Here is a 25,130-nt window from a genome sequence, read left to right as displayed (position 1 = left end):
GGCTGCATGCCCGTGGAGGTCATGGCCCGCCGGGGCCACGACACCCTGTGCTACGGCCCCCTGAAGCCCCGGGGCCTGAAGGACCCGAAGACGGGCAAGGAGCCCTTTGCAGTGGTGCAGCTGCGCAAGGACAACGCCGACGGCACCATCTACAACCTGGTGGGCTTCCAGACCCACCTGAAGTGGCCGGAGCAGCGGCGGGTGTTCTCCATGATCCCCGCCCTGAAGAACGCCGAGTTTGTCCGCTACGGGGTCATGCACCGCAACACCTATCTGGACTCCCCCCGGCTGCTGGACCGGTACTACCGGGTGAAGAAGGACCCCCGCATCTGCTTTGCCGGTCAGATCACCGGCGTGGAGGGGTATGTGGAGTCCACCGCCTCCGGCTTCCTGGCGGCGCTGGAGCTGTCCCGCCGCCTGCGGGGCCTGCCGCCCGTGGACTTCCCCCAGGAGACCGCCACCGGCGCCCTGGCGCTGTATATCAGCAACGAGAGCGTCACCGACTTCCAGCCCATGAACGTGAATTTCGGCATCATCCCGCCCCTGGGCTATAAGGTGAAGGGCAAGAGAAATAAGAATGCCGAGCTGTCCAAGCGGGCCCTGGAGAAGCTGGCGGAGCTGGACACGGAGTAAGGTAACGGTCGCTTGCCCTGCGAGCGGGAGCGAGCCGCGCCTGAGGCGCGTCCAAGCGTTTTCGCATTGCGAAAACCTTGCCGAAGGGGCGATTCATTCGCCCCGAGGAAATGAAATCAAGGGGTCCCCACGAAACCGTGGTTTCGTGGGGCCAAGCGGAATAAGAATGCCGAGCTGTCCAAGCGGGCCCTGGAGAAGCTGGCGGAGCTGGACACGGAGTAAGGCCTTTTATGGGACAGGAGGCGGTCAGCCGCCCGCCTCCAGCACCAGCCGCAGGGCCAGACGGAAGCCGTGGCGGAAGCAGACCAGCCGTTCGTGGTAGGCGGCTTCGGCCTCCAGGTCGTTGAGGCGGTCCAGAAATTCCAGACCCAGGGCGGCGTGGATGCGGCTGTAACAGGCGTCAAGGGCCTGCTGACGCTGGTCCGCTTCGGGCGCACGGCTGAACTCCAACCTGTTGCGCGTCAGCTCTGATTCAAAGAGTTCTTCCAGTAAGTCAGTCATAAGCAAGACCTCACCTTTAAGTTGAGATTAGGATATCATTTTAAAGATTAGGTGTCAAGGGGTGAAGCTATGTTCCGAAGGGAAATATTTGCATCGCGGCTGCGTGGGCTGCGCCAGGAACGAAAAGAGGCACAGCCTGTGCTGGCGGACTTGCTGGGCGTAAGTGTGAATCAGATTAGCGAGATGGAGCGAGGAAGAAAGACCACTTCTTTTGAACGCTTGGTGCTGCTCTGCCAGCACTATAACGTCTCCTCTGACTATCTGTTGGGCCTGAGCGACAAGCGGCAGCCTCTGGATGAGAAAGAAGAGCCCGAAGCGTGATGCTCTGACGGTATGCCTGTCAGGAGGACGCATGGAGTTTAAGGATATTTTTTCACAACGGCTGCAAACGCTGCGCAAGAGCGCCGGAGAGAATCAGGAGGCGCTGGGGGCAGTCATTGGAATTGGAAAAACCGGAGTCAGCGAAATGGAGAACGGTCGAAAGACAACAACGGCAGAAAAGATAGCACTGATCTGCCGTCACTACAATGTTACAGCCGACTATCTCCTTGGATTGACGGACTGTCCCAGACCGCTGAATGGGGAAGAGCCAGTGAATCGTGATGTTAATAGGGAAGTATTTGGCGCACGCCTGCGGGAGCTGCGGAACGAGAAAAAAGAGACGCAGAGAGATTTGGCTGATTTTCTTGGCGTAAAGCAGAACCAGGTTGGCGAGATGGAGAATGGGCGCAAGGCGTCCACATTTGCCAAGCTGGCCATGCTCTGTGAGCACTACAATGTCTCTGCTGACTATCTGCTGGGCCTGACCGATGAGCGGCGGTCTCTGCGTAAGGGCGAGGCTTTGTAGTGTGATGGGCAGGACAAAAGAAATTTTCCCTCAGAGAATGAGAGAACTGCGCAAGCAGACCGGCCAGCCCCAGAAGGTGCTGGCGGAACTGCTGGATGTCAGCGTCAACCAAATCAGCGAGATGGAAAAGGGAACGAGGATGACAACGCTGGAAAAGCTGGTGGTCATCTGCCAGCACTACAACGTCTCCGCCGACTATCTGCTGGGCCTGACCGACGAGCGGCGGCCTCTGCGTGAGGACAGATAAAGAAAACAGTTTTTGGGAGGAATCAACATGAAAATCATCGTAGACGCCATGGGCGGCGACAACGCCCCGGCCTCCAACGTCAGAGGCGCCCTGCGGGCGGTGAAGGAGCTGGGGGCCCAGGTGATCCTGGTGGGCCGCGGGGAGGACATCCTGGCCGTCCTGGCCGAGGACGGCATCAAGGAGCTGCCCGCGGGCATGGAGATCGCCCATGCCTCCGAGGTGGTGGAGATCTGCGACAACCCCGCCACCGCCTTCAAGGAGAAGAAGGACTCCTCCCTCACCGTGGGCCTGAACCTGCTCAAGGAGGGGAAGGGGGACGCCTTTGTGTCCGCCGGCAGCACCGGCGCCCTGCTCTCCGGGGCCACCCTGCTGGTCAAGCGGGTGAAGGGCATCCGCCGGGCGGCCATGTGCCCCGTGGTGCCCACCGCCAAGGGGGGCGCCCTGCTCATCGACTGCGGCGCCACCGCCGAGTGCACCCCCGAGTATCTGCTCCAGTTCGCCTTCATGGGCTCCTACTACGCCGAGCGGGTCATGGGCCGCCCCGAGCCCCGGGTGGGCCTGCTGAACATCGGCGCCGAGGAGTCCAAGGGTACCGACCTCCAGCGTGAGACCTGGAAGCTGCTGAAGAAGGCGGACGCCGAGGGCCGCATCCACTTTGCCGGCAACGTGGAGGGCAAGGAGGCCGTGCTGGGCGCGGTGGACGTGATCGTCACCGACGGCTACTCGGGCAATATCTTCCTCAAGACTATGGAGGGCGCGGGCAGCTTTCTGGCCGGCGAGCTGAAGAAGATGTTCATGAAGAGCGTCACCACCAAGCTGGCCGCCCTGCTGGTGAAGGACGGCATCAAGGACTTCAAGCGGATGATGGACTCCCGTGAGGTGGGCGGCACCGCCCTGGTGGGTATCTCCAAGCCGGTCATCAAGGCCCACGGCTCCTCCGACGCCTACGCCATCCGCAACGCCATCCGTCAGGCCATGCAGTTCGCCTCTTCCGGCATCATCGACGACATCACCGAGAACGTGGAGTACATGCGCCTGCCCGTCATGCACAAGGCCGACGCCCAGTGAGGCACGGGACACATGTCTGAATCCTGACGGACAAAAACGGGAAGAAGGTTTTGTAATCTTGCTCCAGGCATAAAAATTTGCAAATGCTATTGACACGCTGGCGGAATGTGCCTATTATTTTAGTGCAAGCGATGCCGCGCGCGGCAATTAAATAACTGGGAGTAGATAGCTATGATTTTCGACAAGCTGACCGAACTGCTGGCTGAACAGTTCAGCGTAGAGCCTGAGAGCATCACCATGGACACTTCCTTTGAGGACGATCTGGGCGCCGATTCCGTGGATCTCGTGGAGCTTTCCATGGGCCTGGAGGAGGAGTTCGGCATCGAGGAGATGAGTGAGGAGGACGTGGCCACCATCAAGACGGTGGGCGATCTGGTGCACTATCTCCAGGGCAAGGTCGAGGAATAAAACGCAACGAGATCAAAGCCCCGCCGGGTGCGGGGCTTTGATTTTTACTGGGAGGGAAACACATGGAGAAGCTGGAGGAGAAGCTGGGCTATACCTTTCAGAACCGGGCCCTGCTGGAGAACGCTCTGACCCACAGCTCTTACGCCAATGAGAACAAGCATACCGGCGCGCAGAGCAACGAGCGGCTGGAGTTTCTGGGGGATTCGGTGCTGGGCATGGTGACGGCCGACTACCTCTACCGGGTCCATCCGGACCTGCCGGAGGGAGATCTGACCCGTACCCGGGCGGCCCTGGTGTGTGAGGGCAGTCTGGTGGAGGTGGCGCAGCAGCTGGAGCTGGGCGCCTACCTGAAGCTGGGCAAGGGTGAGGACGCCGGCGGCGGCCGGGAGCGCCCCTCTATCGTGGCCGACGCGGTGGAGGCCGTGCTGGCGGCGGTCTACCTGGACGGCGGCATCGGCTCTGCCCGGAAGATCATCCAGCGGTTCATTCTGGACCGGGAAGAGGAGAAGAGCGGCAGCCGGGACTACAAGACCGCGCTCCAGGAGCTGGTCCAGCGGGAGAGCGGCCAGGTGCTGGCCTACCGGCTGGTGGGCTCCACCGGCCCGGACCACGCCAAGCGCTTCCAGGTGGAGGTGGAGCTCAACGGCGCCCCTGTGGGGGCCGGCGAGGGCCGCAGCAAGAAGGAAGCCGAGCAGATGGCGGCCAAGGCTGCCATCGGCAAGCTGAAGGGGTAAGCGGCCGCCATCTGCTCGGCTGCGAGCGGGAGCGAGCCGCCGCTGTGCGGCGTCCAAGGCCCGGCGCAGCCGGGGCCTTGATGGCAGGGCGGAAATGCGCCCTGCCAGATGAAAAAAGAAATAAGCGTCCGGGCGGCTATGCCGCCTGGGCGCAGGTGGCGGCTAAGGCTGCCATCGGCAAGCTGAAGGGCTGAATAGACACAGACAAGCGGGCGCACCGGATCTTCCGGTGCGCCCGCTGCTGTTATGCCAGTCAGTTCTGCTTCCGCTTCCGCCCCATGATATAGCCGCTGAGGGCCGCCACAATGGGGACGGTGAGGATGATGCCCATGGACCCGGCCACGCCCTGGAGCAGCTCCAGGCTCATCAGGTCGCTGTTGAGCAGCTGCATGATGGGGTAGTCATAGACCTGGAAGAGGAGCAGGGTGTTCAGGGAGGAGCCGGCAAAGGCCAGGATCAGGGTGTTGGCCATAGTGCCCATGGCGTCCCGGCCGATGTTCATGCCGGAGCGGAACAGGCCCAGGGGGGAGAGCTCGGGGTTGTGGGTGTGCAGCTCGTGGAGGGAGGAGGCGATGGCCATGGCCACGTCCATCACCGCGCCCATGGAGGAGATGAGGATACCGCACACCAGCAGCCCGCTGATCTCCAGGCCGCCGTCAGCGGCCCGGAGCACCAGGGCCTCGGCGTTCTCGGTGTTGAAGCCGCTGAGGGGCGTCAGGGTGCCCACAACGGCGGCGGAGATACCGGCAACCGCCACGCCGCCCACGCAGCCCAGGGTGGCGCACAGGGTCTTGAGGGTGGGGCCGTCCAGCAGCAGCAGGGACGCGGCGGAGGTGAGGGCGATGATGGCCACCGTGGCAGGGATGGGCGGCACCCCCTGGAGCATCATGGGCAGGAGCAGGAACCAGACGCAGGCCAGGGTGAAGAGCAGGCCCAGCAGGGCCTTGACTCCCTTCCAGCCGCCCACCAGGACCATGACAAGGGCAAAGACCAGGACAAAAGCGCCCACCACCTGCCAGCGGTCGTAGTTGAAGATGTTCACCACGTAGAGCACGCCGCTGTCATCGTAGCCCAGCTGGACGATGAGACGGGTGTTCTCCTTGGCGTCCAGGTTGGTGTAGGCGTTGAGGTAGTTGTAGGCCTCCAGGAATTCCCCCTTGTGCTCCCCGGAGCAGATCTCCAGCTCCAGCAGCTGGGTGCCCAGCCTGCGGCCCTCCGACCAGTCGTCGGCCTGGGCGTCGTCCATCAGCACGTCGTTGACCCGGGCCACGGCGAAGATCATCTGGCTGGTGCTGGTGGGGATGTCGCCCGGCTTCGGGGCGTTGAGGTAGATGCCCAGACCCACCAGCAGGGCCAGGACCAGAAGGGAGGCCGCGATGGAGGCGATCCTTCCGGCGGTGAGGTGGGGGAGCCGGAGCTTTCTGGGGGCGCTGTCCTGTTTTTTCATAGAATCCCTGCCTTGTCGTCAGTGTGTGGGAGATGTGTTACGGGGCCGCCCGTGAGGGCGGCCCCGTAAGGCTGTCTTGGGTGCCGGACTGTTACTTGAGCAGTGCCAGGATGAAGCGCTGGACCATGGCGGAGAGCTCCCCGCGGGTGAGGGACGCGCCGGGGGCGGCCAGGCCGCCGGGTCTGCCGGTGATGATGCCGCTCTGCTGGCAGTAGAGGAAGGCGTCCATGGCGTCCTCCGGGATGGAGGCGGCGTCCGTGAAGTTCAGGGAGCCGGTGAGAGTTGTGTCAGCCTCAAGGACACCGGCCATGGCGTACAGGGCCTTGGCCACGTCGGCGCGGCTGGCGGTCTGGCTGCCGTCAAAGCCGTCGGAGACGATGGAGAGGGAGGCGGCCCACTGGGCGGCCTCGGCGTACCACTGGGTACCCACCTGGCCCTCCACGGCGGGGCAGCCGGCCAGACGCCACAGGACGGTGACCAGCTCGCCGCCGGTGACGGTGGCGTTGGGGGCGAAGTAGCCGCCGCCGGTGCCCAGAAGGAGCTCACGGGCACTGACAAAGGCCACAGCGGGGGAGTACCACAGGGACGCGGCCACGTCCACAAAGACCTTGGTGTTGTCGATGAGCTGGAGCATGCTGGAGTCGCCCAGGGAGAGAATCTTGCCGTTCTCCACCACCGCGATGGGGACGATGGTGTAGTGTCCGTCCTTGTCCACCTGGACGGCTACCGTGTAGGCGCCGGCGTCGGCGGGGGGCACGGGCGTGAGGGGCACGCCGTTCTCGTCGATGATGACCACGTCGTCATCCTGCGTGGGCGGCGTGTAGGGGGGATAGTACTCCACGTGCTCGGGCGGGATGTCCACCACTTCGGTGCCGCAGACGATGTCGACCCGGTCGCGGATACGGATGCGGGGGGCGGGACCGTCAAAGGTGTTGTCGTAGGAGGCCAGGCCGGTGACGGTGATCTCGTGGCCCACGGCCAGGTTTTCGATGGCCTTGCTGCTGGTGATGTAGCCGTCGATGAACACCCGGGCGTCGTAGCCGGTCTCATCCCGGACCATGATGGTCTGGACCAGGCCCTCGGCCTCGGCGAAGCTGACCACCACGCCCTTGATCTGGACCAGGCTGCCCAGGTACTTGGACTGGGCGGCCTCCTGGGTGGTGATGAGCTTGGGCTCCACGGTGCCCTCGCCGATCTTCTCGATGGAGGTCACGCTGATCTGCCGCTCGCCCTGGTAGGAGGAGGTGGTGCCGGTGATGCGCACCTTGTCGCCGATCTTGTAGTTGCCGGCCACGGGGAAGGCGTTGATGCCGGCGGTGCCGTCCTGGACGTAGATACAGTCGAAGAAGGCGGTATCCTTGTCATAGCCGGAGGCGTTGGAGGTGACCACGCCCTCGATGACGTACTTGATGCCCTCCAGGGGCTGGGCCTGCACGTCGGCGATATCGGTGATGGTCAGGGGGTTGAGGTAGGAAACCAGGTTCTCACAGATGTTGTAGTTGGAGTAGTTCTTCTCGGAGCCGGAGTCGCCGATGGTGGCCTGGACCTCGAAGTTGGACATGAAGGCCGCGCCGGAGACCACGATCAGGCCCTTGTCACCGCCCAGGTCCTCGGTGGCCAGCACCATCAGGCGGTCGTCGCCCTCGGCCACGGCGTACTCGGGAACGGAGCTGCCGCCCAGGCCGTCGTTGTCGTTGTCCTTGGAGTAGGTGGTGGCGTGTCCGTAGACCACAGGGGAGACGGTGGCGGGCAGATCGGAGGTGGCGTTGCCGTCAACGTCCACAGCGTACACGGTAGCGCCGCCGTAGTGGCTGTACAGCTGGGAGTAGAGGTTGTTGTTGGGGTATTCGGGGTCAAACTCCACGCCGTCCATCAGGAAGTTGTCCCAGTTGTAGGTGGACAGGTAGAGCCGGCGGTTGGAGTCGCCGCCGTTGAGGGTGTCGTCGGAGGCGGTGTCGTCCGCGATGCGCAGGGAGGAGCCCAGGGCCTCCAGAATGGCGTTCTGGGTGGCTGCCATATGGACGATGTCGGGGTTGCCGGTGATGACGGGGTAGTTCTCGTAGTAGTCGGACCAGCCGGCCACGATCACCGTACCGCCGGCGGCGTTGAAGGCGGCGAGGGCCTCCAGCTCGGCGTCGGAGTAGGTTCTGGGGTCGTTCTGGGCGTCCACCAGGCGGCGGGAGGGGGCGGTGAGGATCATGGCCACATACTTGTTGTCCTTGTTCTCGCATGCGGCGATCAGGTCCTCGCTGGTCTTGAGCTCCACGGTACGCACCGAGTAGCCGGCGGCCAGGTTGCCGAAGTTGCCCATGGAGTCCTTGTAGTTGCCGGCCACGTACTCGTTGTAGTGGGAGGCGTCGATGCCGATGTACACCAGCTGGCTGGCGTCCAGGATGTCCAGGGTCACGTCCTTGGAGTAGGTGTACTCAATGCCGCCCTTCTCCAGGAGCACGGTGACGGTGATGGTCATCACGCGGGCCATGTCGGGGATGTAGCTCCAGTCCACGGTCAGGGTGCCGGAGGCGGGGAGCTCATAGCCCTTGGTGTCGGTGCCCAGGACCTGGTCGCCCACGGAGTAGGTGAGGGACTTGACGGTGGCGGGATCGCTCTCGCTGTTGAAGAGGGTGGTGGTGAGGGTGAGGGCCTCGCTGGTGACGGGGGTAGAGGTGCCGCACTCCACGGAGGAGATGCCCAGCTTCAGGGTCTCGCCCACCCACACGGGGGCGGTGACGGCCAGGTTGCCGTCGCCCTGGGTGACGCGGATGAAGTAGTAGCTGTAGCTGGCGGGGATGGTGCACTCCAGCTCGCCGGAGGCCAGCTCAGTGGGGTTGTCCCAGGTGTAGGCCACGGAGCCGGAGTTGACCACCACTTCCACCTTGGTGGTGGTGTCGGAAGTATCGGGGTCGTAGAGGGACACGTTGATGGTCACGTTCTCGGGCACTTCCTCGATGATGGAGCCCATCATCTGGCCGTTGAGGGTGTAGTTGATCTCCAGGTTCTTGTCCTCGGTGGCGTAGACCCGGTAGTTGCGGATGGCCTCGTAGATGCCCTCCTGGGAGAAGTCGTCGGTGAGGATGACATCGCGGGCGTCGTTGGCGTTGCCCCACTTGCCCTTGTGGTTGTCCTGGTTGTTGGTGGGGGCCACGTGCCAGCCCTTGTCCAGGGCCATGATGTAGTACTCATAGCTGGGGTAGTAGCCGCCGGCGCCGATGGCGCCCTCGCCGTTGCCCACTTCCACCAGGTACATCCGGGTGTCGATGACGGGATCGTAGTAGGCGAAGTCGGAGAAGGTGCCGAAGGTGGAGCCGGGGTGGTTGAACTGGCTGATGGAGGCGGTGAGGGCCGAGTTGCTCAGCAGCGCGTAGTAGGCCTTCATGCCCGCGTCGCCGGTCTTGTTGTTGAGGGTGGCGTTGTTGCGGGAGACGATGCCGGGGGTGTTGAAGGTGTTGATATGGCCGGGGCCGCCGGACCAGGTCATCTCGAAGCCGGCCAGGGCCACCAGCTTGCCCTTGTGGGCGGCGTTGAAGTCGGCCACCGCGCCGGTGTAGGCGCTCCACTTCTCGGCGCTGGCTTCGGTCATCTGGCTGACGTCGTAGAGGGCGGCCTCGGGGTTGGCTGCGCCGGAGGCGTCAAAGTAGTTGGAGTGGTCGGTGAAGGCCACGAAGTCCACGTTGGCGTCCTCGGGCAGGTTGGCCACATAGTTCAGGCCCTCCTGGAGGGTACCCGCGCCGTCGGAGTACTCGGCGGTGTGGGAGTGGAGCTGGCCGAAGTAGAGCTGGAACTGGGCCACGCCGATGGTAAAGGACCAGGTGCGGGAGACGGACTTGCCGTCGGTGCGGGAGACGGTGGCGGTGACGGTGACCTTACCGTCGGCCATGGCCTCGGCGGGGGTGTAGGAGGCCTTGCCGTCGGCCACGGTCAGGTCCACGGAGGCGTCGTTGACCGTCATGGCAATGGTGGGGTTCTCGCCCGCGTTGCCGAAGGTGAAGCCGATCTCGGGCTGCTTCTCGTCGCCGGTCTGTGCGCTGGCGGCGGGGAAGACAGAGGTGATGTAGGGCTCGTCCTTGACCTCAAGGGTGGTGGAGCCGGTAAAGGACACGTCCTTGCTGTCGGTGCCGGTGACGGTGATCTCCAGCTCGCCGGCGGTCATGGCGGCGGCGGGGATGGTGAAGGACCAGGTGCCGTTGTCGTTGGTCAGCTCGGCGGTGGTGCTGCCGTACTTGGCGGAGACGTCCTTGACGCCGAAGACGGCGTCCACGGTGAAGCTGACGGTGTAGGCCTGGCCCACATAGGCGTCGGGCAGGGTGCCGAAGGTGACGGCGGGCATGTTGACCACGCTGTCGGTGACGGTGACGCCCTCAGCCACGGGGTAGAAGTTGAAGGTGTAGATATCCTTGTCGCTGTCGTTGTACAGGCTGTAGGTCTTGTAGGAGCCGCCGTAGTACTCCAGGTACTGGGAGTACTTGCCGTTGAACTTGGCGGTGCGGCTCTCCATGTTGAAGCCGCCGTTGAAGGCGGTCAGCTTCCAGTCGGCGTCCTCGGTGGCCTCGGCGGAGTAGAAGGCGTTGTTGCCGGTGCCGTTGGAGCAGAGGTAGCCGTCCGCGGTCCTGAAGCGGAACCACTCGCCGTTGACCTCCACGGTGAAGACCCGGGCGCCGTTGGCGGGGGTGGCCGCGCCGTCAGTCACAGTGGCGGCGGCGTTGTTGATGGAGGGGCTGGTCTCGTTGCCGTCGCCGCCGGCCAGCACGCCCTTGGCGCCCTCGTTGTAGAGCACCACCTGAGCGCCGGCCTCGGGCAGGTCGCCGCTGGGCTCCTCGGGCATTTCGGTGACCTTGTAGAAGGCCAGGGCGAACATGCCCTCGCTGCCAGCGGAGATTTTACCGTAGGAACTCCAGTTGTTCTTCTCCGCATACCACTCCATGTAGGAGTTGCGGACGGTGTTCTTGATGTACCAGAGGCCGTTTCCGGCATCCTCCAGCACCCACTTGTCGTTCTTCTCGCCCAGGGGCATGCTGGAGAAGGAGTCGCCCATGCCGATGTTCTTTCCATCATAGGAGAAGGACCAGGTGTCGTCGCCGTTGTCGGCCACGGTCCACACGTCGGCGGCGGTGAAGCCGGACAGGATACCGTCCTTCAGCGTAACGGCGGTGCCGTTGTTATAGAAGCCGTTGTAGGTGCCGGACAGGGCCATGCCGTAGGCGGGGGCGTAGATGACAACCTTGTCGCCGTGGGCGATGGGGCCGGAAGTGGTGCTGCCGTCCAGGTCGATCTCGCTGGCATTGGTGTTGCGCAGCTGGAGGGTGCTGTTATACACGCTCACCGCGGCGGTGATGGTGATGACACTGCCAACAGCCACAGGCCAGGTGCCGTCCTCATTCTTCTCGCCCACCACGGCCTTGTAGAGCTGGATGGTGCTGCCGGCGCTGTCCTTCACGGTGATATTGGGGCTGGAGAACTGGCCGTTGTTGTCATACACTTCGGTGACCTCCACGTTGCGGAGGGTCACATAGGTGCAGATGTCGGCGGTGGTCAGCTCCCCGATGGTCTTGACCGCCGGGGTCAGGGTCAGCCCGGAGGACTTCACATAGGTGGAACTGTCCAGCTGGGGCAGGCCGTTGAAAGTGGCGCGCTTGCCGGTGCCGATGATGGTGTCGCCCAGGGCGATATCGTCAAAGTTGTTGCTCATGCGAACGCAGATACCGCCAGTGCTGTCCTGAAGGTAGACGTTCTTGCCGTCCAGCAGGGTGACCACGCCCTTGACCGTCAGGTTCTCGGTGCCGTCCGCGGCGGCCAGAGCATCCGCGATGGAGATGGTCTCGGGCTCCTCGGGGTCGGGGGTGTCGCCGGAAACCTTGTAGAAGGCCTGGGCAAACAGGCTCTCGCTGCCGGCATTGATGTTGTAGTAGGCGCTCCAGTTGCTGTTGGAGTCGTACCACTCGATGTAGGCTTCCCGGACGGTGTTCTTGATGTACCAGAGACCGTTGCCCGCGTCCTCCAGCACCCATTTATCGTTGACGCCGCCCAGAGGCATGCTGGTGAAATCAGTGTCCATACCCAGCTTCTGGCCGCCGTAGGAGAAGGACCAGGTGCCGTCGCCGTTGTCGATGACCGTCCACACCTCGGCATCCGTATAGCCGCTGAGGGTGTCGCCGCTGAGGGAGACGTCGACGCCGCTGTTGTAGAAGCCAATGTAGGTGGTGGACAGAGCCTTGTTGTAGGTGGGGTTATAGATGACCACCTGATCGCCGTCCGCGATAGGGCTTACGGAGGGCTGGGGCTCGGGGTCCCCGCCGGGCTCAGTGGTGCCGCCCTCGCCAACGGCCTTGAATACCAGAAGGTCGAACACATATCCGCTGGTATTGGAAGTGGCGTAAGCGCCGAAGCGTCCGCCCTGATCCTGCCACGCAATGGCACGGGTTCCGGCGCTGGAGGCGGTAAAGCGGAACGTCCCATCGGGATTGGATGTGACATTCCAGTCATACGCCGTATCAGGCTTTGTAAAATTGGTTCCGCTGGTGCCGTATCCCAGATAGTCGCTGCCATTGTAGAAGGTGGCAGCTCCATCAGATACGGTTACAGTCCAGGACGGAATGCTGCTGCTGGAGGACAGACCATCCGCAGTAATGGTGACATCAGTTCCGTCAATTTTACTGCCGATGTTTGTCCCGAGCGCTTTTGCGCCGGAAGAGGTGTCTGCAACCAAGACATACTGCCCGCTGGTCAGGGCATCGAGTTCAGTGACTTGGGTGTACACCCCGTTCTCCCCGGCGGCGGAAGCGGCGGTTGGGAAAAAGGTGAACAACATTGCGAGGGATAGGAGCAGGGCAAGGTTCTTGCGGAGCTGTCGTTTCATGATCTCCATCCTTTCTCTCGTCCGCATGGCTGTGCGGATGGCGGCAGGTGTATATTTCTGCCGCACAATCAAGATTTGTTGCCTGGTACCGCTGGCGCATCACCTCCCGAACGGTTACATAAAAACAAAATAAGTTTCCTCACGTATCCATTCTACAGGGAATTCCGGTTACATTCAACTAGAGAGCATGACATTTTGCACAACAAAAAGTGAAAAAGGCCATGTAAAATTAGTGTAAAATGGTCAACTGTACAAAAAGCGTGGATGTCTGTCCAAACCGGCTTTCCGGAAGGCGGCCGGGAGAGAGCAAAAGCGTTTGCAAATAGGGGCGGAACTTGATATAATATAGTATTCAAACGCATTGCACCAAAAACGCAGATGTGAGGTGCCAGATTTGTACTTAAAAGCACTCGAAATTCAGGGCTTCAAGTCCTTTCCGGACAAGACGGTGCTCACCTTTGGGGAGGACATCACCGCCATCGTGGGACCCAACGGCAGCGGCAAGTCCAATATCTCCGACGCCATCCGCTGGGTCATGGGGGAGCAGTCCACCCGCGCCCTCCGGGGCGGCAAGATGGAGGACGTTATTTTCGGCGGCACGGCCAAGCGCAAGCAGCTGGGCTTTGCCGAGGTGTCCCTGGTGCTGGATAACTCCGAGCACTTCTTTGACCTGGAGGAGAGCGAGGTCATGGTCACCCGGCGGTACTACCGCTCGGGGGAGAGCGAGTACTACATCAACCGCCGCAGCGTCCGCCTGAAGGACGTCAACGAGCTCTTCATGGACACCGGTCTGGGCCGGGAGGGCTACTCCATCATCGGCCAGGGCAAGATCGACGAGATCCTGTCGGTCAAGTCGGGCGACCGCCGGGAGATCTTTGAGGAGGCGGCGGGCATCTCCCGCTACCGCCACCGCAAGGAGGAGGCGGAGCACAAGCTCACCCGTACCGACGAGAACCTGGTCCGCATCAACGACAAGCTGGACGAGCTGGAGCTCCAGGTGGAGCCGCTGCGGGCCCAGTCGGAGAAGGCGCGGAAATACCTGCTGCTGCGGGATGAGCTGCGCGGGCTGGAGATCTCGGTCTGGCTGGACCAGCTGGAGAAGATCCGGGCCGCGGCCATCAAGACCCTGAACGACTACGAGAACGCCGTCCGCCAGAAGGACGAGACCCAGCGCCAGCTGGAGGTGCTGTACGCCGCAGCCGAGGGCTATGCCGCCCAGATGCGGGAGAAGGACGTGGAGGCCGAGCACATCCGCTTTGAGATGATGCAGCGGGAGGCGGACGCCAACCTGTGCGACAACGCCATCGCCGTGCTCAAGGCCAACATCCAGAACAACCTGGAGAACAGCGGCCGCCTTCAGGAGGAGCTGGCCGCCCAGGAGGGGCGGGACGACAGCATCGGCGCCCAGATTGAGGAGCGCCGGAGCCGTATCCGTTCTATTATAGAGGAAGCGGACGCCCTGCGGGCGTCTCTGGCGGACTATCAGAACCAGTCCGAGGAGGCGGTGCGGAGCGCCGGCACCCTGGCCGCCGAGATGGAGGCCCTGCGGCAGAAGGAGGCGGTGGAGAGCGCCTCCGCCTCTGAGGCCAAGGCGCTGCTGTCCGCGCTGGCCGCCGCCGCCCAGGAGCTGATGGACCGGGACGAGGCGGTGCGGCAGGAGCTCTCCGCCGCCGAAGAGCGGCTGACCGCCGTCCAGGCGGAGGAGAAGGCGGCCCGGGCCGAGCTGGAGCAGGCACGGGAGGACCGGGACGCGTTGAAGAACGTCATCAGCGGCTATGCGCTGCGCCTGGAGTCCCGCAGCCGGAAGGCCAAGGAGACCCAGGACCGGCACGTGAAGCTCCAGATGGAGGAGAACGCCGTCAAATCCCGCATCCACATGCTCCGGGACATGGAGAAGGCCTACGAGGGCTACTCCAAGGCCATCAAGGTGGTCATGGGGGAGGCCCAGCGGGGCCAGCTGCGGGGGATTCACGGGCCGGTGGCCGGGCTGCTCCACGTGGAGGACCAGTACACCGTGGCCATTGAGATCGCCCTGGGAGCCGCCATGCAGAATATTGTGGTGGACTCGGAGGAGGCGGGCAAGGCCGCCATCCAGTGCCTGAAGCGGCGGGACGGCGGGCGCTGTACCTTTCTGCCCCTGACCTCCATCCGGCCCTCTGAGTTCCGGGACCGCTCCGTGGAGAGGGAGCCGGGCTTTGTGGGCATGGCCGACCGGCTGGTCCGGTTCGAGCCCGCCTATGAGAAGGTATTTTCCAACCTGCTGGGCCGGGTGGTCATCGCGGAGGACATGGACCGGGCCATCGCCATGGCCCGGAAGTACAGCTACCGCTTCCGCATCGTCACCCTGGACGGGCAGGTGCTCAACCCCGGCGGCTCCATGACCGGCGGCTCGGCCTCCCGTTCGGCGGGTATCCTCAGCCGGGCCAACGAGCTGGAGCGGCTGAATACCCAGCTGACCGGCGTGCAGGACGCTCTGGCCCAGGCGGCCAAGACCCTGGACGAGGCCAGACGTGAGGCTGCTGTGGCCCAGTACGAGGTGGAGACCGCCCAGGCCCAGCAGCGCACCCACGAGGACACCATCCTGAAGCTGGAGGAGCGCTGCGGCCACTATGCGACCCAGCTGGCGGAGCTGCGCCGCCAGCAGGAGAGCCAGCGGGCGGAGCTGAAGCAGCTGGAGCAGCGGGCCGCCCAGACCGAGGCGGATACCGCCGCGGCCCGGAGCCGCATCGAGGCCCTGGAGGGCTCCGCCGCGGCCCTGCGGACGGAGGCGGACGCCAAGGCCGAGGGCCAGAGCCGCCTGCAGGAGCAGGTGAGCGCCATCGGCGAGCAGATCGCCGGGCTGAACATGAAGCTGGCCGGTCTGGAGGCCGAACAGGAGGCCTCCCAGAAGGCCCTGGAGGAGCTGGAGGACCTGCGCCGGGACATGGCGGGAGACCGGGAGCAGCGGGCCAGGATGATCGCCGACCTGAAGGCAAAGAACGACGACCTGAACGCCCAGATCCTGGACCAGGAGCGGCAGCTCCAGACCATCCGGGAGGAGAACCAGGGCCGGAACCAGGACATCCAGCGGCTCAACAGCGAGAAGCTGGCCCTGGAGGGCCAGCGGAACCAAGCCGACCGGGAGAGCCGGGACAAGAACACCGAGCTGCTGGCCATGGAGCGGGAGGTGTCCGTGCTGGAGCAGAAGAAGCTGTCCAGCTCCATGGAGGAGAAGGGCATTCTGGACAAGCTGTGGGAGACCTACGAGCTCTCCCACGAGGCCGCCCGCCAGCAGCGGGTGGAGCTGGAGAGCGTGCCCAAGGCCCAGCGCCGCATCGGGGAGCTGAAGAAGTCCATCTCCGGCCTGGGCAACATCAACCTGGACGCCATCGACGAGTTCCAGCGCATCAACGAGCGGTACACCTACCTGAAGGACCAGCGGGACGACGTGCAGAAGTCCAAGAAGGAGCTGGAGGGCATTATTGCGGACATCACCGCCGAGATGAAGAGCATCTTCTCCAACCGGTTTTCCATCATCAACCAGGCCTTCGGGGAGACCTTCCAGGCCCTGTTCGGCGGCGGCCGGGCGGCGCTGGAGCTGGAGGACCCGGACGACATCCTCAACTGCGGCATTGAGATCAGGGTCCAGCCCCCGGGCAAGGCCCTGAAGATCATCTCCCTGCTCTCCGGCGGAGAGAAGGCCTTTGTGGCCATTGCCCTCTACTTCGCCATCCTGAAGGTGAGCCCCACCCCCTTCTGCGTGATGGACGAGATCGAGGCCGCCCTGGACGACGCCAACGTGGTCCGCTTTGCCCACTACCTGCGGCAGATGAGCGACAGGACCCAGTTCATCGTCATCACCCACCGGCGGGGCACCATGGAGGAAGCCGACGTGCTCTACGGCGTCACCATGCAAGAACAAGGTGTGAGCCGCATCCTGACCATCAACCTGAACGACGTGGAGAGAGAACTGAATATCAAGTGAGCTGAGGTGTTTCAGCGCCGGTGAGGCGCGGAATACTGAAAATAAGGAAGAACGAAAGGAACCGAGACCACATGGGCTTTTTTGACAAGATCAAGGCGGGCCTGACCCGCACCAAGGAGAACATCGGCCACTCGCTGGACAGCCTGTTTGCCGGTGAGCTGGACGACAACTTCTACGACGAGCTGGAGGAGACCCTGATCCTGGGAGACATGGGCATGGACACCACCATCAAGGCGGTGGCCGAGCTGCGCCGCCGGGTGAAGACGGAGAAGATCAGGGATGCGGAGGGGGCCCGGGAGTGTCTGCGCCGGGTGCTGACCGACATGCTGAACGTGGGCGACAGCGCCCTGAACCTGAGCGCCTCTCCCTCTGTGATTCTGGTCATCGGCGTCAACGGCGTGGGCAAGACCACCACCATCGGCAAGCTGGGCGCCCGGCTGAAGGGGGAGGGGCGGAAGGTGCTGCTGGCCGCCGCCGACACCTTCCGCGCCGCCGCCGCCGACCAGCTGGAGATCTGGTCCCAGCGGTCCGGGGTGGAGCTGGTCCGCCAGCACGAGGGGGCCGACCCCGCCGCCGTGGTGTTTGACGCCATGCAGGCCGCCAAGGCCCGCAAGACCGACGTGGTGCTGGTGGACACCGCCGGCCGGCTCCACAACAAGCAGAACCTGATGAACGAGCTGAACAAGATCGGCCGGGTCATCGACCGGGAGCTGCCCGGCAGCCGGACCGAGACCCTGCTGGTGCTGGACGCCACCACCGGCCAGAACGGCCTCATCCAGGCCAGGCAGTTCATGGAGGCCGCGGGCATCACCGGCATTGTGCTCACCAAGCTGGACGGCTCCGCCAAGGGCGGCATCATCATCGCCATTGCCGACGCCCTCCAGGTGCCGGTGAAGTACGTGGGCGTGGGCGAGGGCATCGACGACCTGATGCCCTTTGAGGCGGAGAGCTTTGTCCGCGCGCTGATCTGATCTATAATAAGGAAGGGAACCGATGAAAAAGCTGGTAATGGGCGGCGCCTGCGTGGTATGGGGCGTGCTGCTGACCGTTCTGATGGAGGCCGGGGAGATCGCGGGGACCGGTATCTGGGCGGCCGCCATGGCCCTGCTGCTGATATCTGCCGGCCTGCTGCTTGAAATTTTGGGCCTGCGGGAACATTAGAGAAAAAGGACGTCCCCAGAGGACGGTATCCGGTTTGGAGGTATATCATCAATGGCAAGAATTGACGGACGGGCCAACGATCAGCTGCGGCCCATCGAGATCATCCCCGGCATCAACAAATTTGCGGAGGGCTCCTGCCTCATCCGCTGCGGCAATACCCACGTACTCTGCACCGCCTCGGTGGAGGACCGGGTGCCCCCTCACGTCCCGGAAGGGGAGGGGTGGGTCACCGCCGAGTACTCCATGCTGCCCCGGGCCAACCGGGAGCGGAGCAAGCGGGACATCGCCAAGCTGAAGCTGTCGGCCCGGTCCGCTGAGATCCAGCGGCTGGTGGGCCGGTCCCTCCGGGCGGCGGTGGACATGAAGGCCCTGGGGCCCCGCACCATCACCGTGGACTGCGACGTGCTCCAGGGGGACGGCGGCACCCGTACCGCCAGCGTCACCGGCGGCTTTGTGGCCCTGAGTCTGGCGCTGCACAAGCTGGTGGAGGAGGGGACCCTGGAGGCCATGCCCCTCAAGACCTGCGTGGCCGCCATCTCCGCCGGCATCGTGGACGACCAGCTGCTGCTGGACCTGTGCTATGAGGAGGACTCCTCCGCCCAGGTGGACCTGAACTGTGTCATGACCGGCGAGGGCGAGCTGGTGGAGCTCCAGGGCACCGGCGAGGGCCGGGCCTTCACCCTGGAGGAGCAGCGGGCCCTGGTGGAGCTGTGCGCCAAGGGCATCCGGGAAGTGCAGGCGGTCCAGAAGGCCGCCCTGGGAGGTTGAGCCCATGAAGATGGTATTGGCCAGCAAGAACAATCACAAGCTCAAGGAGATGCAGGACATCCTGTCCGCCCAGGGGGTGGAGGTGGTCCTGGAGTCCGACGTGGGGGCCGATGTGGACGTGGAGGAGACGGGCACTACCTTTGAGGAGAACGCCCTTCTGAAGGCGAAAGCGGTCATGGAGGCCACCGGCCTGCCCGCCATTGCCGACGACTCCGGCCTGTGCGTGGACGCCCTCAACGGCGCCCCCGGGGTGTACTCCGCCCGGTACGGCGGTCCCGGCCTGGACGACGTGGGCCGCTACAAACTGCTGCTGGAGAACATGCGGGGCCAGCTGGACCGCCGGTGCAAATTCGTGTCGGCCATCTGCTGCTGCTTCCCCAATGGGGACACGGTGACCGCCCGGGGCGAGTGCCAGGGCACCCTGGCCTACGCGCCCAAGGGGGCGGACGGCTTTGGGTACGACCCCATCTTCTTTGTGCCCGGCCTGAAAAAGACCTTTGCCGAGCTGCTGCCCGAGGAGAAGAACGCCATCTCCCACCGGGGCAACGCGCTGGCGATTTTCAAGGACAAACTGGCAGAGTACCGCCGGGACCATCAGCTTTAAGCGGTCCGGAAGGCCGTTTGAATAATATATTTATATAAGGAGGCGGCGGGATATCCCGCCAAAAGACCTATGGATTTGACAAGCAAGCAGCGCGCCCAGCTCAGGAGCCTGGCCAACAGCATCGACACCATTGTCCACGTGGGCAAGGACGGCCTGGGAGAGAATCTGGTCAAGCAGGCCGACGACGCACTGGAGGCCCGGGAGCTCATCAAGGGCAAGGTTCTGGAGAACTCCATGTTCACCGCCCGGGAGGCGGCCGAGGAGCTGGCCGCGGCCACCCGGAGCGAAGTTGTGCAGGTGATCGGAACAAAATTCGTCCTGTATCGTCCAAGTCATAAAAAGGACAAGAAGGACAAGATCGTTCTGGTGAAGGACAGCCGGAAAAAGCCGGTGGTGTGACAGACATTCAGCAAAAGATTGCGTGAAAGGAGCTGGCTCACTTGAAAATCGGTATCTATGGCGGCACCTTTAACCCTCCCCACCTGGGCCACATGGCGGCGGCGCAGGCGGCCATGGCCGTGCTGGGGCTGGACAAGCTGTTTTTCATTCCCGCGGCCCTGCCGCCTCACAAGGAGCTGCCCGCGGACGGCGCGGGGGCGGAGCACCGCCTGGCCATGACGGCCCTGATGGCGGACGGCCTGGGGGAGAGCATGGGCCGCCGCGGGGACGTGGAGGCCCTGGACATCGAGCTGCGCCGGACGGGGAAGAGCTACACGGCGGACACCCTGGAGGAGCTGCGCCGCCGCTTTCCGGAGGATGAGTTCTGGCTGCTGATGGGGACGGACATGTTCCTCACCATCCAGAACTGGTACGAGCCGGAGGAGATCATGTCCCTGGCGGGCATCGCGGCCTTTGCCCGCACCGAGTCGGACAGCGGCGAGATGCTGCGCAAGCAGGCCGACTATCTGTCCAAGACCTACCAGGCCCGGGTGCAGCTGGTGGAGCTGCCCAGAATCACGGACCTCTCCTCCACCCAGATGCGGGAATTGCTGGAGGATGGACAGGGGGGCGACCGGCTGTGGCCGCCGGTGTACGGCTATATCCTGCGCCACGGCCTGTACGGCGAGCACCCTGACCTGAAGCATCTGAACGACGCCGAGCTGCGCTGCGCGTCCTACAGCATGATCCGGGCCAAGCGCATCCCCCACGTCAAGGGCACCGAGCAGACGGCGGTGGAGCTGGCGGAGCGCTGGGGGGCCGATGTGGAGAAAGCCCGCCGCGCCGCCATACTGCACGACTGTACGAAATATCTGAATATGGAAGAACAGTTGCAATTGTGCCGGCAATATGGTATTGTATTGGACGATTTAGAGCAGAAATCGGTGAAGCTGCTCCACTCCAAGACGGGCGCCGCCATCGCGCGGGACGTGTACGGCGCACCGGACGACATATACTGGGCCATCTTCTGGCACACTACCGGCAAGGCCGATATGTCCACCCTGGAGAAGGTGCTCTACCTGGCCGACTACATGGAGCCCACCCGGGACTTTCCCGGCGTGGAGGAGCTGCGGGAGCTGACCCATCGGGATTTGGACGCTGCGCTCCGCCTGGGTCTGGAGATGAGCGTGGAGGATCTGAAGGAGCGGGGCGTCCCCGTCCACCACAACACCATGGAGGCTCTGAATTGGATACTGGAGCATGGGCCCCGGGATCCTTCCTGAATCCAAAACAGAGAGAATGTACAGACACAGCCGCCGGTGAGGCGGCGCGCGGGAAAGGAACTACGAACCAATGAATCCTGAGCAGAATCACAGAAAGGGCGGCGCCCGACTTTTAAAGCCGTCTTCCAAGAAGGCGGAAGCTGCGCCGGAGAAGGAGACGGTCCCCACCAAGAAACCGGAGTTTACGGACAAGGACGCGCAGGCCGGCCAGAAGGCCACAAAGCCCAAGAAGCCCAAGCCCCAGCGCACCACCAAGCAGAAGGTGCTCCACGGCGTGTTTATCGGCGTCACGGTGCTGGCGGCCATCATCGTGGTCATCGGCATCGCCCTGGCCGTCTTCATCCAGAAGCCGGCCCAGGTGACCCAGCCCAGCCGGGGCTCCAAGGAGCCCAGCGGTACGGAGGCACAGGATGAGGGCGGCGCCAGCACCACCCGGCCCGACGGCCTGTCCAGCGACCGGAAGGAGGACTTCTATACCTTCCTGGTGGTGGGCCGTGACACCTACGGCGGCGGCAACACGGACACCATCATGCTGGTGGCCTACGACATCCCCAACCAGAAGCTGTCCGTCATGAACATCCCCCGGGATACTCTGGTAAACGTGTCCTGGGACATCAAGAAGATCAACTCCGTCTATAATATGTACGGCGGCGGCGACAAGGGCATGGACGCCCTGAAAGAGGAGGTCAGCCAGCTGGTGGGCTTCATCCCGGACTACACCTTTGTGGTGGAGTGGGAGGCCGTGGGCAAGCTGGTGGAGGCCGTGGGCGGCGTGTACTTTGACGTGCCCCGCCGGATGTACTACAACGACCTGTCCCAGAACTTCAAGATCGACCTTCAGGAGGGCTATCAGCTTATCGACGGCGACAAGGCCATGCAGCTGCTGCGCTGGCGCCACAACAGCGACGACAGCGGCCATATTCTCAACTCGGGCTACGCCAACGGCGACCTGGGCCGTATCGAGACCCAGCAGGAATTTCTGAAGGCGGCCATTGAGCAGTGCCTCCAGAAGATCACCGACGTGAAGACCATCACCGGTATCGCCCAGATCTTCTTTGAGAACGTGACCACCGAGCTGTCCGTGGGTAACCTGGCCTGGTTTGCCCAGCAGGCCGTCTTCGGCAACAGCGGCGGCCAGAAGCTGGACATGTCCAGCGTGACCTTCCTCACCATGCCCTGGGTGTCCGCCGACGGCGTGTGGAGCCGGACCTACAACAACCACCCCTCCTATGTGGCGCCCGACGTGGACGAGCTGGTGGATACGGTCAACGAGTACTTCAATCCCTACGTGGACGACCTGCGGGAGGACGAGCTGGACATCATGTATGTCAACTCGGACGGCACTCTGGGCTGCACCGGCGGCGTGCTGGAGGACACCAAGTACAACAGCTGGGTGAAGGGTAAGGGTTCCAACTCCTCCAGCTCCAGCTCCAGCTCTAGTTCCAGTTCCGGTTCTTCCGGTTCCGGCTCTTCCAGCTCCACGCCGTCCGCCAGCACTTCTCCCAGCCCCAGCGCGTCGGAGTCTCCCAGCGCGTCGGAGTCTCCCAGCACGTCGGAGTCTCCCAGCACGTCTCCCAGCACCACCCCCAGCCCCTCCCCCAGCGAGAGCACCGCGCCCAGCACGTCTCCCAGCGTGACGCCCTCCACCAGTCCCAGTGAGAGCGTGCCCCCCACCACCTCGCCCAGCGAGTCCCAGCCGGTGGAGAGCACGGAGCCCTCTCCCAGCCCCAGCGCGTCGGAGACGCCCAGTACCGCCCCCTCTGAGGGCGGCACCGTGGCGGAGCAGCCGCCCGAGGGCATCCCCATCTATACGCCCGAGGTCCCCGCTGAGACCGCCCCCGCGGCGTAACGGAACAGCCATTCAACCCAACTGAGAAAGGGGTTTATCAACTATGACACCCAAGGAAACCGCGATCGTCCTGGCCAAGGCCCTGGACAGCAAGAAGGGAATCGACATCAAGGTGCTGGAGACCGGCCACCTGACCACCCTGGCGGACTATTTCGTCATCTGTACCGCCACCTCCACCACCCAGGTCCGCGCCCTCTCCGACGAGTGTGAGAAGGCCATGAAGGAGGCCACCGGCGAGCTGCCCCACCACGTGGAGGGCCACCGGGGCGGCACCTGGGTCCTGCTGGATTTCTCCTCCGTGGTGGTGCACGTGTTCATGGAGGACGCCCGCAAGTTCTACGACCTGGAGCGCCTCTGGTCGGACGCCACGCCTGTGGACCTGACCGGCGTGCTGACCAAGAACTGAGTGTCAGACAGCAGAAAACAGCCCCCGCCTTTTCAAAGGCGGGGGCTGTTTTTTCATGGGAACCGGGCTCACCCTCTGCGGTCCAGGGTGATGGTGTAGCCCTCCACGATGTCGGGCGTCTCGCCCTCGGCCACGGGGGCGTGGTTGATGGTGACGCGGTCGCCGGGATTGAGGATGACCGCCACGTCGTTGTCCTTGGCGGGGATGGAGTAGTAGACGTCCTCGTCCTCCAGGGAGAAGTAGTAGTAGGTGTTGCCGTCAATGACCGCCGAGCGGATATCTGCGATGACGCCGGACACGTCGGTCTCCAGCCGGCTGCCCTGGTCCACGGCGATGCCCTTGGCGGCCATCTGCTCCAGGTAGTTCTGTTCGCAGGAGGCCACGGTGTCGCCGATGCCCACCACGGTGAACTGGCCCACGTTGACCATGGCGTACTGCTTCACCAGCTGGCGGTTGTCCTTCAGGGCGATGAAGTAGGTGGGCTGGTCGGCCACGTTGAGGAGCAGGGGGAAGGTGGCCTTGTAGCCCTGGTCCTGGACCATGCCCTCGGCGGAGGCCTGGGCGGACTGCTCGGTGGCACCGGGGACGGTGTAGAACTTGGTCTCCTTGGTCCGCTGGTTGCACAGCAGGAAGCCCAGGTTGGACTGGTCGCTGGTGGCGGAGGTGACGCCGGTGTACATGTACACGTCGTCGTTCATGGCGATATAGTTGTAGCCCTCGGTGGTGACGCGCACGTCCTTCTGGCCGAAGATGGAGTTGATGAAGCCGTGGATCAGGGTGCCGTAGTAGTCGTACTGCTGCATGATGAGGGAGGCCAGGTATACCCGGTCCACCCACTGGGGCACGTCCTCATAGTACTGGCACTCGCCGGTGACCGCGTTCATCAGCACCGCGCCCTTGATGTCGGTGCCGCCGAACAGGCCGATGGTCTTGACCACCCGGGGGCAGATCCACCAGGGATTGCCCTCCTCGTCGATCTCAAAGGAGGGCTCGGCGAACATATAGGTGGGGTAGTTGAAGCGGAGGTGTCGGTATACGTTGCGGTTGAGGGGCTCGGAGGGGGAGTAGTTCATGCCCTGGCCCTCGTCCAGACGGACCACCTGCACCTCCTGGGTCACCATGTCCACCACGATGTAGGCGGGCAGGCCCTCGGCGCGGTTGGTGAACCACTTGATGAGGTCGGCGTACTCCAGAGGCGCCACCCGGACGGGGCGGCCCTGGTAGTTGATCTGAGTGGAGTCGTAGGTCACCTCGAACTGGCTGGCCATGTCGGGGATGGTGCCCATCTGGGTGGTGCTCAGGTAGCGGGCGGAGTCCTCGTCCAGCATGGGGATCTCACTAAAGGAGATCTCCTTCACATCGGTGACAAAGTCGCCCTCCTGCACGTCCAGCAGCTCCCGGTAGGAGGCGGCGCGGAAGATGGGCAGGGAGATGACCTGGCCCACCAGGGCCACCACGATCAGCAGGCCCAGCAGGATGCCGATGGGCAGGCACTGCTTCTTGATGAAGCGGAAGTACTCCTTCAGCTTACCGCCCTGGACGGTTTTGATATTTCCCGAGGCGGTGGTCACCACGGAGCCCTCCAGGTGGAAGCCGCCGGTGATAAAGGCGCACACGATGTACACCACGCACAGCAGGCCCACGAAGGTGTAGAAGTCCTCGGACTGGAAGTTGAGGGCAGGGAGGGCAACGTAGAAGTAGACAAAGCCGATGACCGCGGTGATCACAAGGTTGAGCAGCACTTTGCCCAATTTACTTTTGGGAGCGTGGAGCTTCTTCCCGCTCTTCGGTTTCTTCTGATTCAATGTAAGATTCTCCTTTTCTCAGTGTGCGCGGCGCAGGCCGCGCGGCTTACCCGGCTCCCTTAGTATAGCCCAGACCGGGGGCGAAAGCAACATAACAGCCCGAAGCGGAAGATTAAAATTTCGTAAAAACGCCCAAAGGGGACATGCGTCCGCCGGGGAAGGAGAAAAAAACAG

Annotated in this window: 20 protein-coding genes; 16 read left to right on the top strand and 4 right to left on the bottom strand. The window is 63.6% G+C overall.

Annotated features, from left to right (window positions below; translation table 11 throughout):
* A partial coding sequence (gene trmFO / locus Q0K23_RS09250) for a methylenetetrahydrofolate--tRNA-(uracil(54)-C(5))-methyltransferase (FADH(2)-oxidizing) TrmFO (RefSeq protein ID WP_294521130.1) occupies positions 1-633 on the top strand: 633 nt, incomplete at its 5' end.
* Positions 634-879: 246 nt separating this feature from the next.
* Here the strand turns inward: trmFO and Q0K23_RS09245 are convergent.
* Positions 880-1,134 carry a DUF6809 family protein gene (locus tag Q0K23_RS09245; protein ID WP_294521129.1) on the bottom strand — a complete coding sequence of 85 codons (255 nt, stop codon included), beginning with the start codon at positions 1,132-1,134 and terminating at the stop codon, positions 880-882.
* A 69-nt stretch (positions 1,135-1,203) separates the two neighbouring features.
* On the opposite strand from Q0K23_RS09245, the gene Q0K23_RS09240 reads away from it, so the two are divergent.
* The 6 genes from Q0K23_RS09240 (at position 1,204) to rnc (ending at position 4,438) form a co-directional block, all read left to right on the top strand.
* Positions 1,204-1,455, top strand: a complete 252-nt coding sequence (locus Q0K23_RS09240; RefSeq protein ID WP_294521128.1) for a helix-turn-helix domain-containing protein — start codon at positions 1,204-1,206, stop codon at positions 1,453-1,455.
* A gap of 31 nt (positions 1,456-1,486) precedes the next feature.
* Positions 1,487-1,981: a helix-turn-helix domain-containing protein gene (locus tag Q0K23_RS09235; protein WP_294521127.1), complete on the top strand. Its 495-nt coding sequence runs from the start codon at positions 1,487-1,489 to the stop codon at positions 1,979-1,981.
* On the top strand, positions 1,944-2,228 hold the full coding sequence (locus Q0K23_RS09230) for a helix-turn-helix domain-containing protein (RefSeq protein ID WP_367179052.1): 285 nt from the start codon (positions 1,944-1,946) through the stop codon (positions 2,226-2,228). The genes Q0K23_RS09235 and Q0K23_RS09230 overlap by 38 nt, the downstream gene beginning before the upstream one ends.
* Before the next feature lie 27 nt (positions 2,229-2,255).
* Positions 2,256-3,296, top strand: a complete 1,041-nt coding sequence (plsX, locus tag Q0K23_RS09225; RefSeq protein WP_294521126.1) for a phosphate acyltransferase PlsX — start codon at positions 2,256-2,258, stop codon at positions 3,294-3,296.
* 171 nt (positions 3,297-3,467) lie between these two features.
* Positions 3,468-3,704: an acyl carrier protein gene (gene acpP, locus Q0K23_RS09220; protein ID WP_294521125.1), complete on the top strand. Its 237-nt coding sequence runs from the start codon at positions 3,468-3,470 to the stop codon at positions 3,702-3,704.
* Positions 3,705-3,766: 62 nt separating this feature from the next.
* Positions 3,767-4,438 (top strand): ribonuclease III, encoded by a 672-nt coding sequence (gene rnc / locus Q0K23_RS09215; protein ID WP_294521124.1) that lies wholly within the window; start codon positions 3,767-3,769, stop codon positions 4,436-4,438.
* Between the two features lie 253 nt (positions 4,439-4,691).
* Here the strand turns inward: rnc and Q0K23_RS09210 are convergent, their stop codons facing one another.
* Together Q0K23_RS09210 and Q0K23_RS09205 are read right to left on the bottom strand one after the other, a co-directional pair.
* Positions 4,692-5,885 (bottom strand): YibE/F family protein, encoded by a 1,194-nt coding sequence (locus Q0K23_RS09210; protein ID WP_294521123.1) that lies wholly within the window; start codon positions 5,883-5,885, stop codon positions 4,692-4,694.
* A gap of 91 nt (positions 5,886-5,976) precedes the next feature.
* Positions 5,977-12,738 (bottom strand): S-layer homology domain-containing protein, encoded by a 6,762-nt coding sequence (locus Q0K23_RS09205; protein WP_294521122.1) that lies wholly within the window; start codon positions 12,736-12,738, stop codon positions 5,977-5,979.
* Between the two features lie 385 nt (positions 12,739-13,123).
* Between Q0K23_RS09205 and smc the strand changes: the two genes are divergently transcribed.
* From smc to rsfS, 9 genes are all read left to right on the top strand, one after another.
* Positions 13,124-16,702 carry a chromosome segregation protein SMC gene (smc, locus tag Q0K23_RS09200; protein ID WP_294521121.1) on the top strand — a complete coding sequence of 1,193 codons (3,579 nt, stop codon included), beginning with the start codon at positions 13,124-13,126 and terminating at the stop codon, positions 16,700-16,702.
* 71 nt (positions 16,703-16,773) lie between these two features.
* The gene (ftsY, locus tag Q0K23_RS09195; protein WP_294521119.1) at positions 16,774-17,673 is read left to right on the top strand and encodes a signal recognition particle-docking protein FtsY; all 900 of its coding nucleotides are present in this window, start codon (positions 16,774-16,776) and stop codon (positions 17,671-17,673) included.
* A 22-nt stretch (positions 17,674-17,695) separates the two neighbouring features.
* Entirely contained in the window at positions 17,696-17,863 is a 168-nt protein-coding gene (locus tag Q0K23_RS09190) for a hypothetical protein (RefSeq protein ID WP_294521118.1), read from the top strand.
* Positions 17,864-17,914: 51 nt separating this feature from the next.
* Positions 17,915-18,631 carry a ribonuclease PH gene (gene rph / locus Q0K23_RS09185; protein WP_294521117.1) on the top strand — a complete coding sequence of 239 codons (717 nt, stop codon included), beginning with the start codon at positions 17,915-17,917 and terminating at the stop codon, positions 18,629-18,631.
* A gap of 4 nt (positions 18,632-18,635) precedes the next feature.
* Positions 18,636-19,235 carry an XTP/dITP diphosphatase gene (locus tag Q0K23_RS09180; protein WP_006575091.1) on the top strand — a complete coding sequence of 200 codons (600 nt, stop codon included), beginning with the start codon at positions 18,636-18,638 and terminating at the stop codon, positions 19,233-19,235.
* A gap of 69 nt (positions 19,236-19,304) precedes the next feature.
* On the top strand, positions 19,305-19,634 hold the full coding sequence (gene yhbY, locus Q0K23_RS09175; protein ID WP_294521093.1) for a ribosome assembly RNA-binding protein YhbY: 330 nt from the start codon (positions 19,305-19,307) through the stop codon (positions 19,632-19,634).
* Between the two features lie 41 nt (positions 19,635-19,675).
* Positions 19,676-20,896, top strand: a complete 1,221-nt coding sequence (yqeK, locus tag Q0K23_RS09170) for a bis(5'-nucleosyl)-tetraphosphatase (symmetrical) YqeK (protein ID WP_294521091.1) — start codon at positions 19,676-19,678, stop codon at positions 20,894-20,896.
* A 70-nt stretch (positions 20,897-20,966) separates the two neighbouring features.
* Positions 20,967-22,745, top strand: a complete 1,779-nt coding sequence (locus Q0K23_RS09165; protein WP_294521087.1) for an LCP family protein — start codon at positions 20,967-20,969, stop codon at positions 22,743-22,745.
* A gap of 43 nt (positions 22,746-22,788) precedes the next feature.
* On the top strand, positions 22,789-23,151 hold the full coding sequence (gene rsfS, locus Q0K23_RS09160) for a ribosome silencing factor (protein ID WP_294521085.1): 363 nt from the start codon (positions 22,789-22,791) through the stop codon (positions 23,149-23,151).
* 68 nt (positions 23,152-23,219) lie between these two features.
* On the opposite strand, the gene Q0K23_RS09155 is transcribed toward rsfS, so the two are convergent.
* The gene (locus Q0K23_RS09155; protein WP_294521084.1) at positions 23,220-24,956 is read right to left on the bottom strand and encodes a CvpA family protein; all 1,737 of its coding nucleotides are present in this window, start codon (positions 24,954-24,956) and stop codon (positions 23,220-23,222) included.
* Positions 24,957-25,130: the final 174 nt, after the last annotated feature.

This window comes from uncultured Pseudoflavonifractor sp. (genome assembly GCF_944387275.1).
Taxonomy (GTDB): Bacteria; Bacillota; Clostridia; order Oscillospirales; family Oscillospiraceae; genus Pseudoflavonifractor; species Pseudoflavonifractor intestinihominis.
Note: the sequence above shows the minus strand (reverse complement) of the source record. Positions and strands in the feature narration are given on the sequence as shown.

What these genes read in the sequence shown, in the direction of transcription:
- ftsY (WP_294521119.1), top strand. Translation starts at nt 16,774, where the DNA reads ATGGGCTTTTTTGACAAGATCAAGGCGGGCCTGACCCGCACCAAGGAG.
- rsfS (WP_294521085.1), top strand. Translation starts at nt 22,789, where the DNA reads ATGACACCCAAGGAAACCGCGATCGTCCTGGCCAAGGCCCTGGACAGC.
- Q0K23_RS09190 (WP_294521118.1), top strand. Translation starts at nt 17,696, where the DNA reads ATGAAAAAGCTGGTAATGGGCGGCGCCTGCGTGGTATGGGGCGTGCTG.
- Q0K23_RS09165 (WP_294521087.1), top strand. Translation starts at nt 20,967, where the DNA reads ATGAATCCTGAGCAGAATCACAGAAAGGGCGGCGCCCGACTTTTAAAG.
- plsX (WP_294521126.1), top strand. Translation starts at nt 2,256, where the DNA reads ATGAAAATCATCGTAGACGCCATGGGCGGCGACAACGCCCCGGCCTCC.
- acpP (WP_294521125.1), top strand. Translation starts at nt 3,468, where the DNA reads ATGATTTTCGACAAGCTGACCGAACTGCTGGCTGAACAGTTCAGCGTA.
- Q0K23_RS09205 (WP_294521122.1), bottom strand. Translation starts at nt 12,738, where the DNA reads ATGAAACGACAGCTCCGCAAGAACCTTGCCCTGCTCCTATCCCTCGCA.
- Q0K23_RS09240 (WP_294521128.1), top strand. Translation starts at nt 1,204, where the DNA reads ATGTTCCGAAGGGAAATATTTGCATCGCGGCTGCGTGGGCTGCGCCAG.
- Q0K23_RS09210 (WP_294521123.1), bottom strand. Translation starts at nt 5,885, where the DNA reads ATGAAAAAACAGGACAGCGCCCCCAGAAAGCTCCGGCTCCCCCACCTC.
- yhbY (WP_294521093.1), top strand. Translation starts at nt 19,305, where the DNA reads ATGGATTTGACAAGCAAGCAGCGCGCCCAGCTCAGGAGCCTGGCCAAC.
- Q0K23_RS09230 (WP_367179052.1), top strand. Translation starts at nt 1,944, where the DNA reads ATGAGCGGCGGTCTCTGCGTAAGGGCGAGGCTTTGTAGTGTGATGGGC.
- rph (WP_294521117.1), top strand. Translation starts at nt 17,915, where the DNA reads ATGGCAAGAATTGACGGACGGGCCAACGATCAGCTGCGGCCCATCGAG.
- Q0K23_RS09180 (WP_006575091.1), top strand. Translation starts at nt 18,636, where the DNA reads ATGAAGATGGTATTGGCCAGCAAGAACAATCACAAGCTCAAGGAGATG.
- Q0K23_RS09245 (WP_294521129.1), bottom strand. Translation starts at nt 1,134, where the DNA reads ATGACTGACTTACTGGAAGAACTCTTTGAATCAGAGCTGACGCGCAAC.
- Q0K23_RS09235 (WP_294521127.1), top strand. Translation starts at nt 1,487, where the DNA reads ATGGAGTTTAAGGATATTTTTTCACAACGGCTGCAAACGCTGCGCAAG.
- rnc (WP_294521124.1), top strand. Translation starts at nt 3,767, where the DNA reads ATGGAGAAGCTGGAGGAGAAGCTGGGCTATACCTTTCAGAACCGGGCC.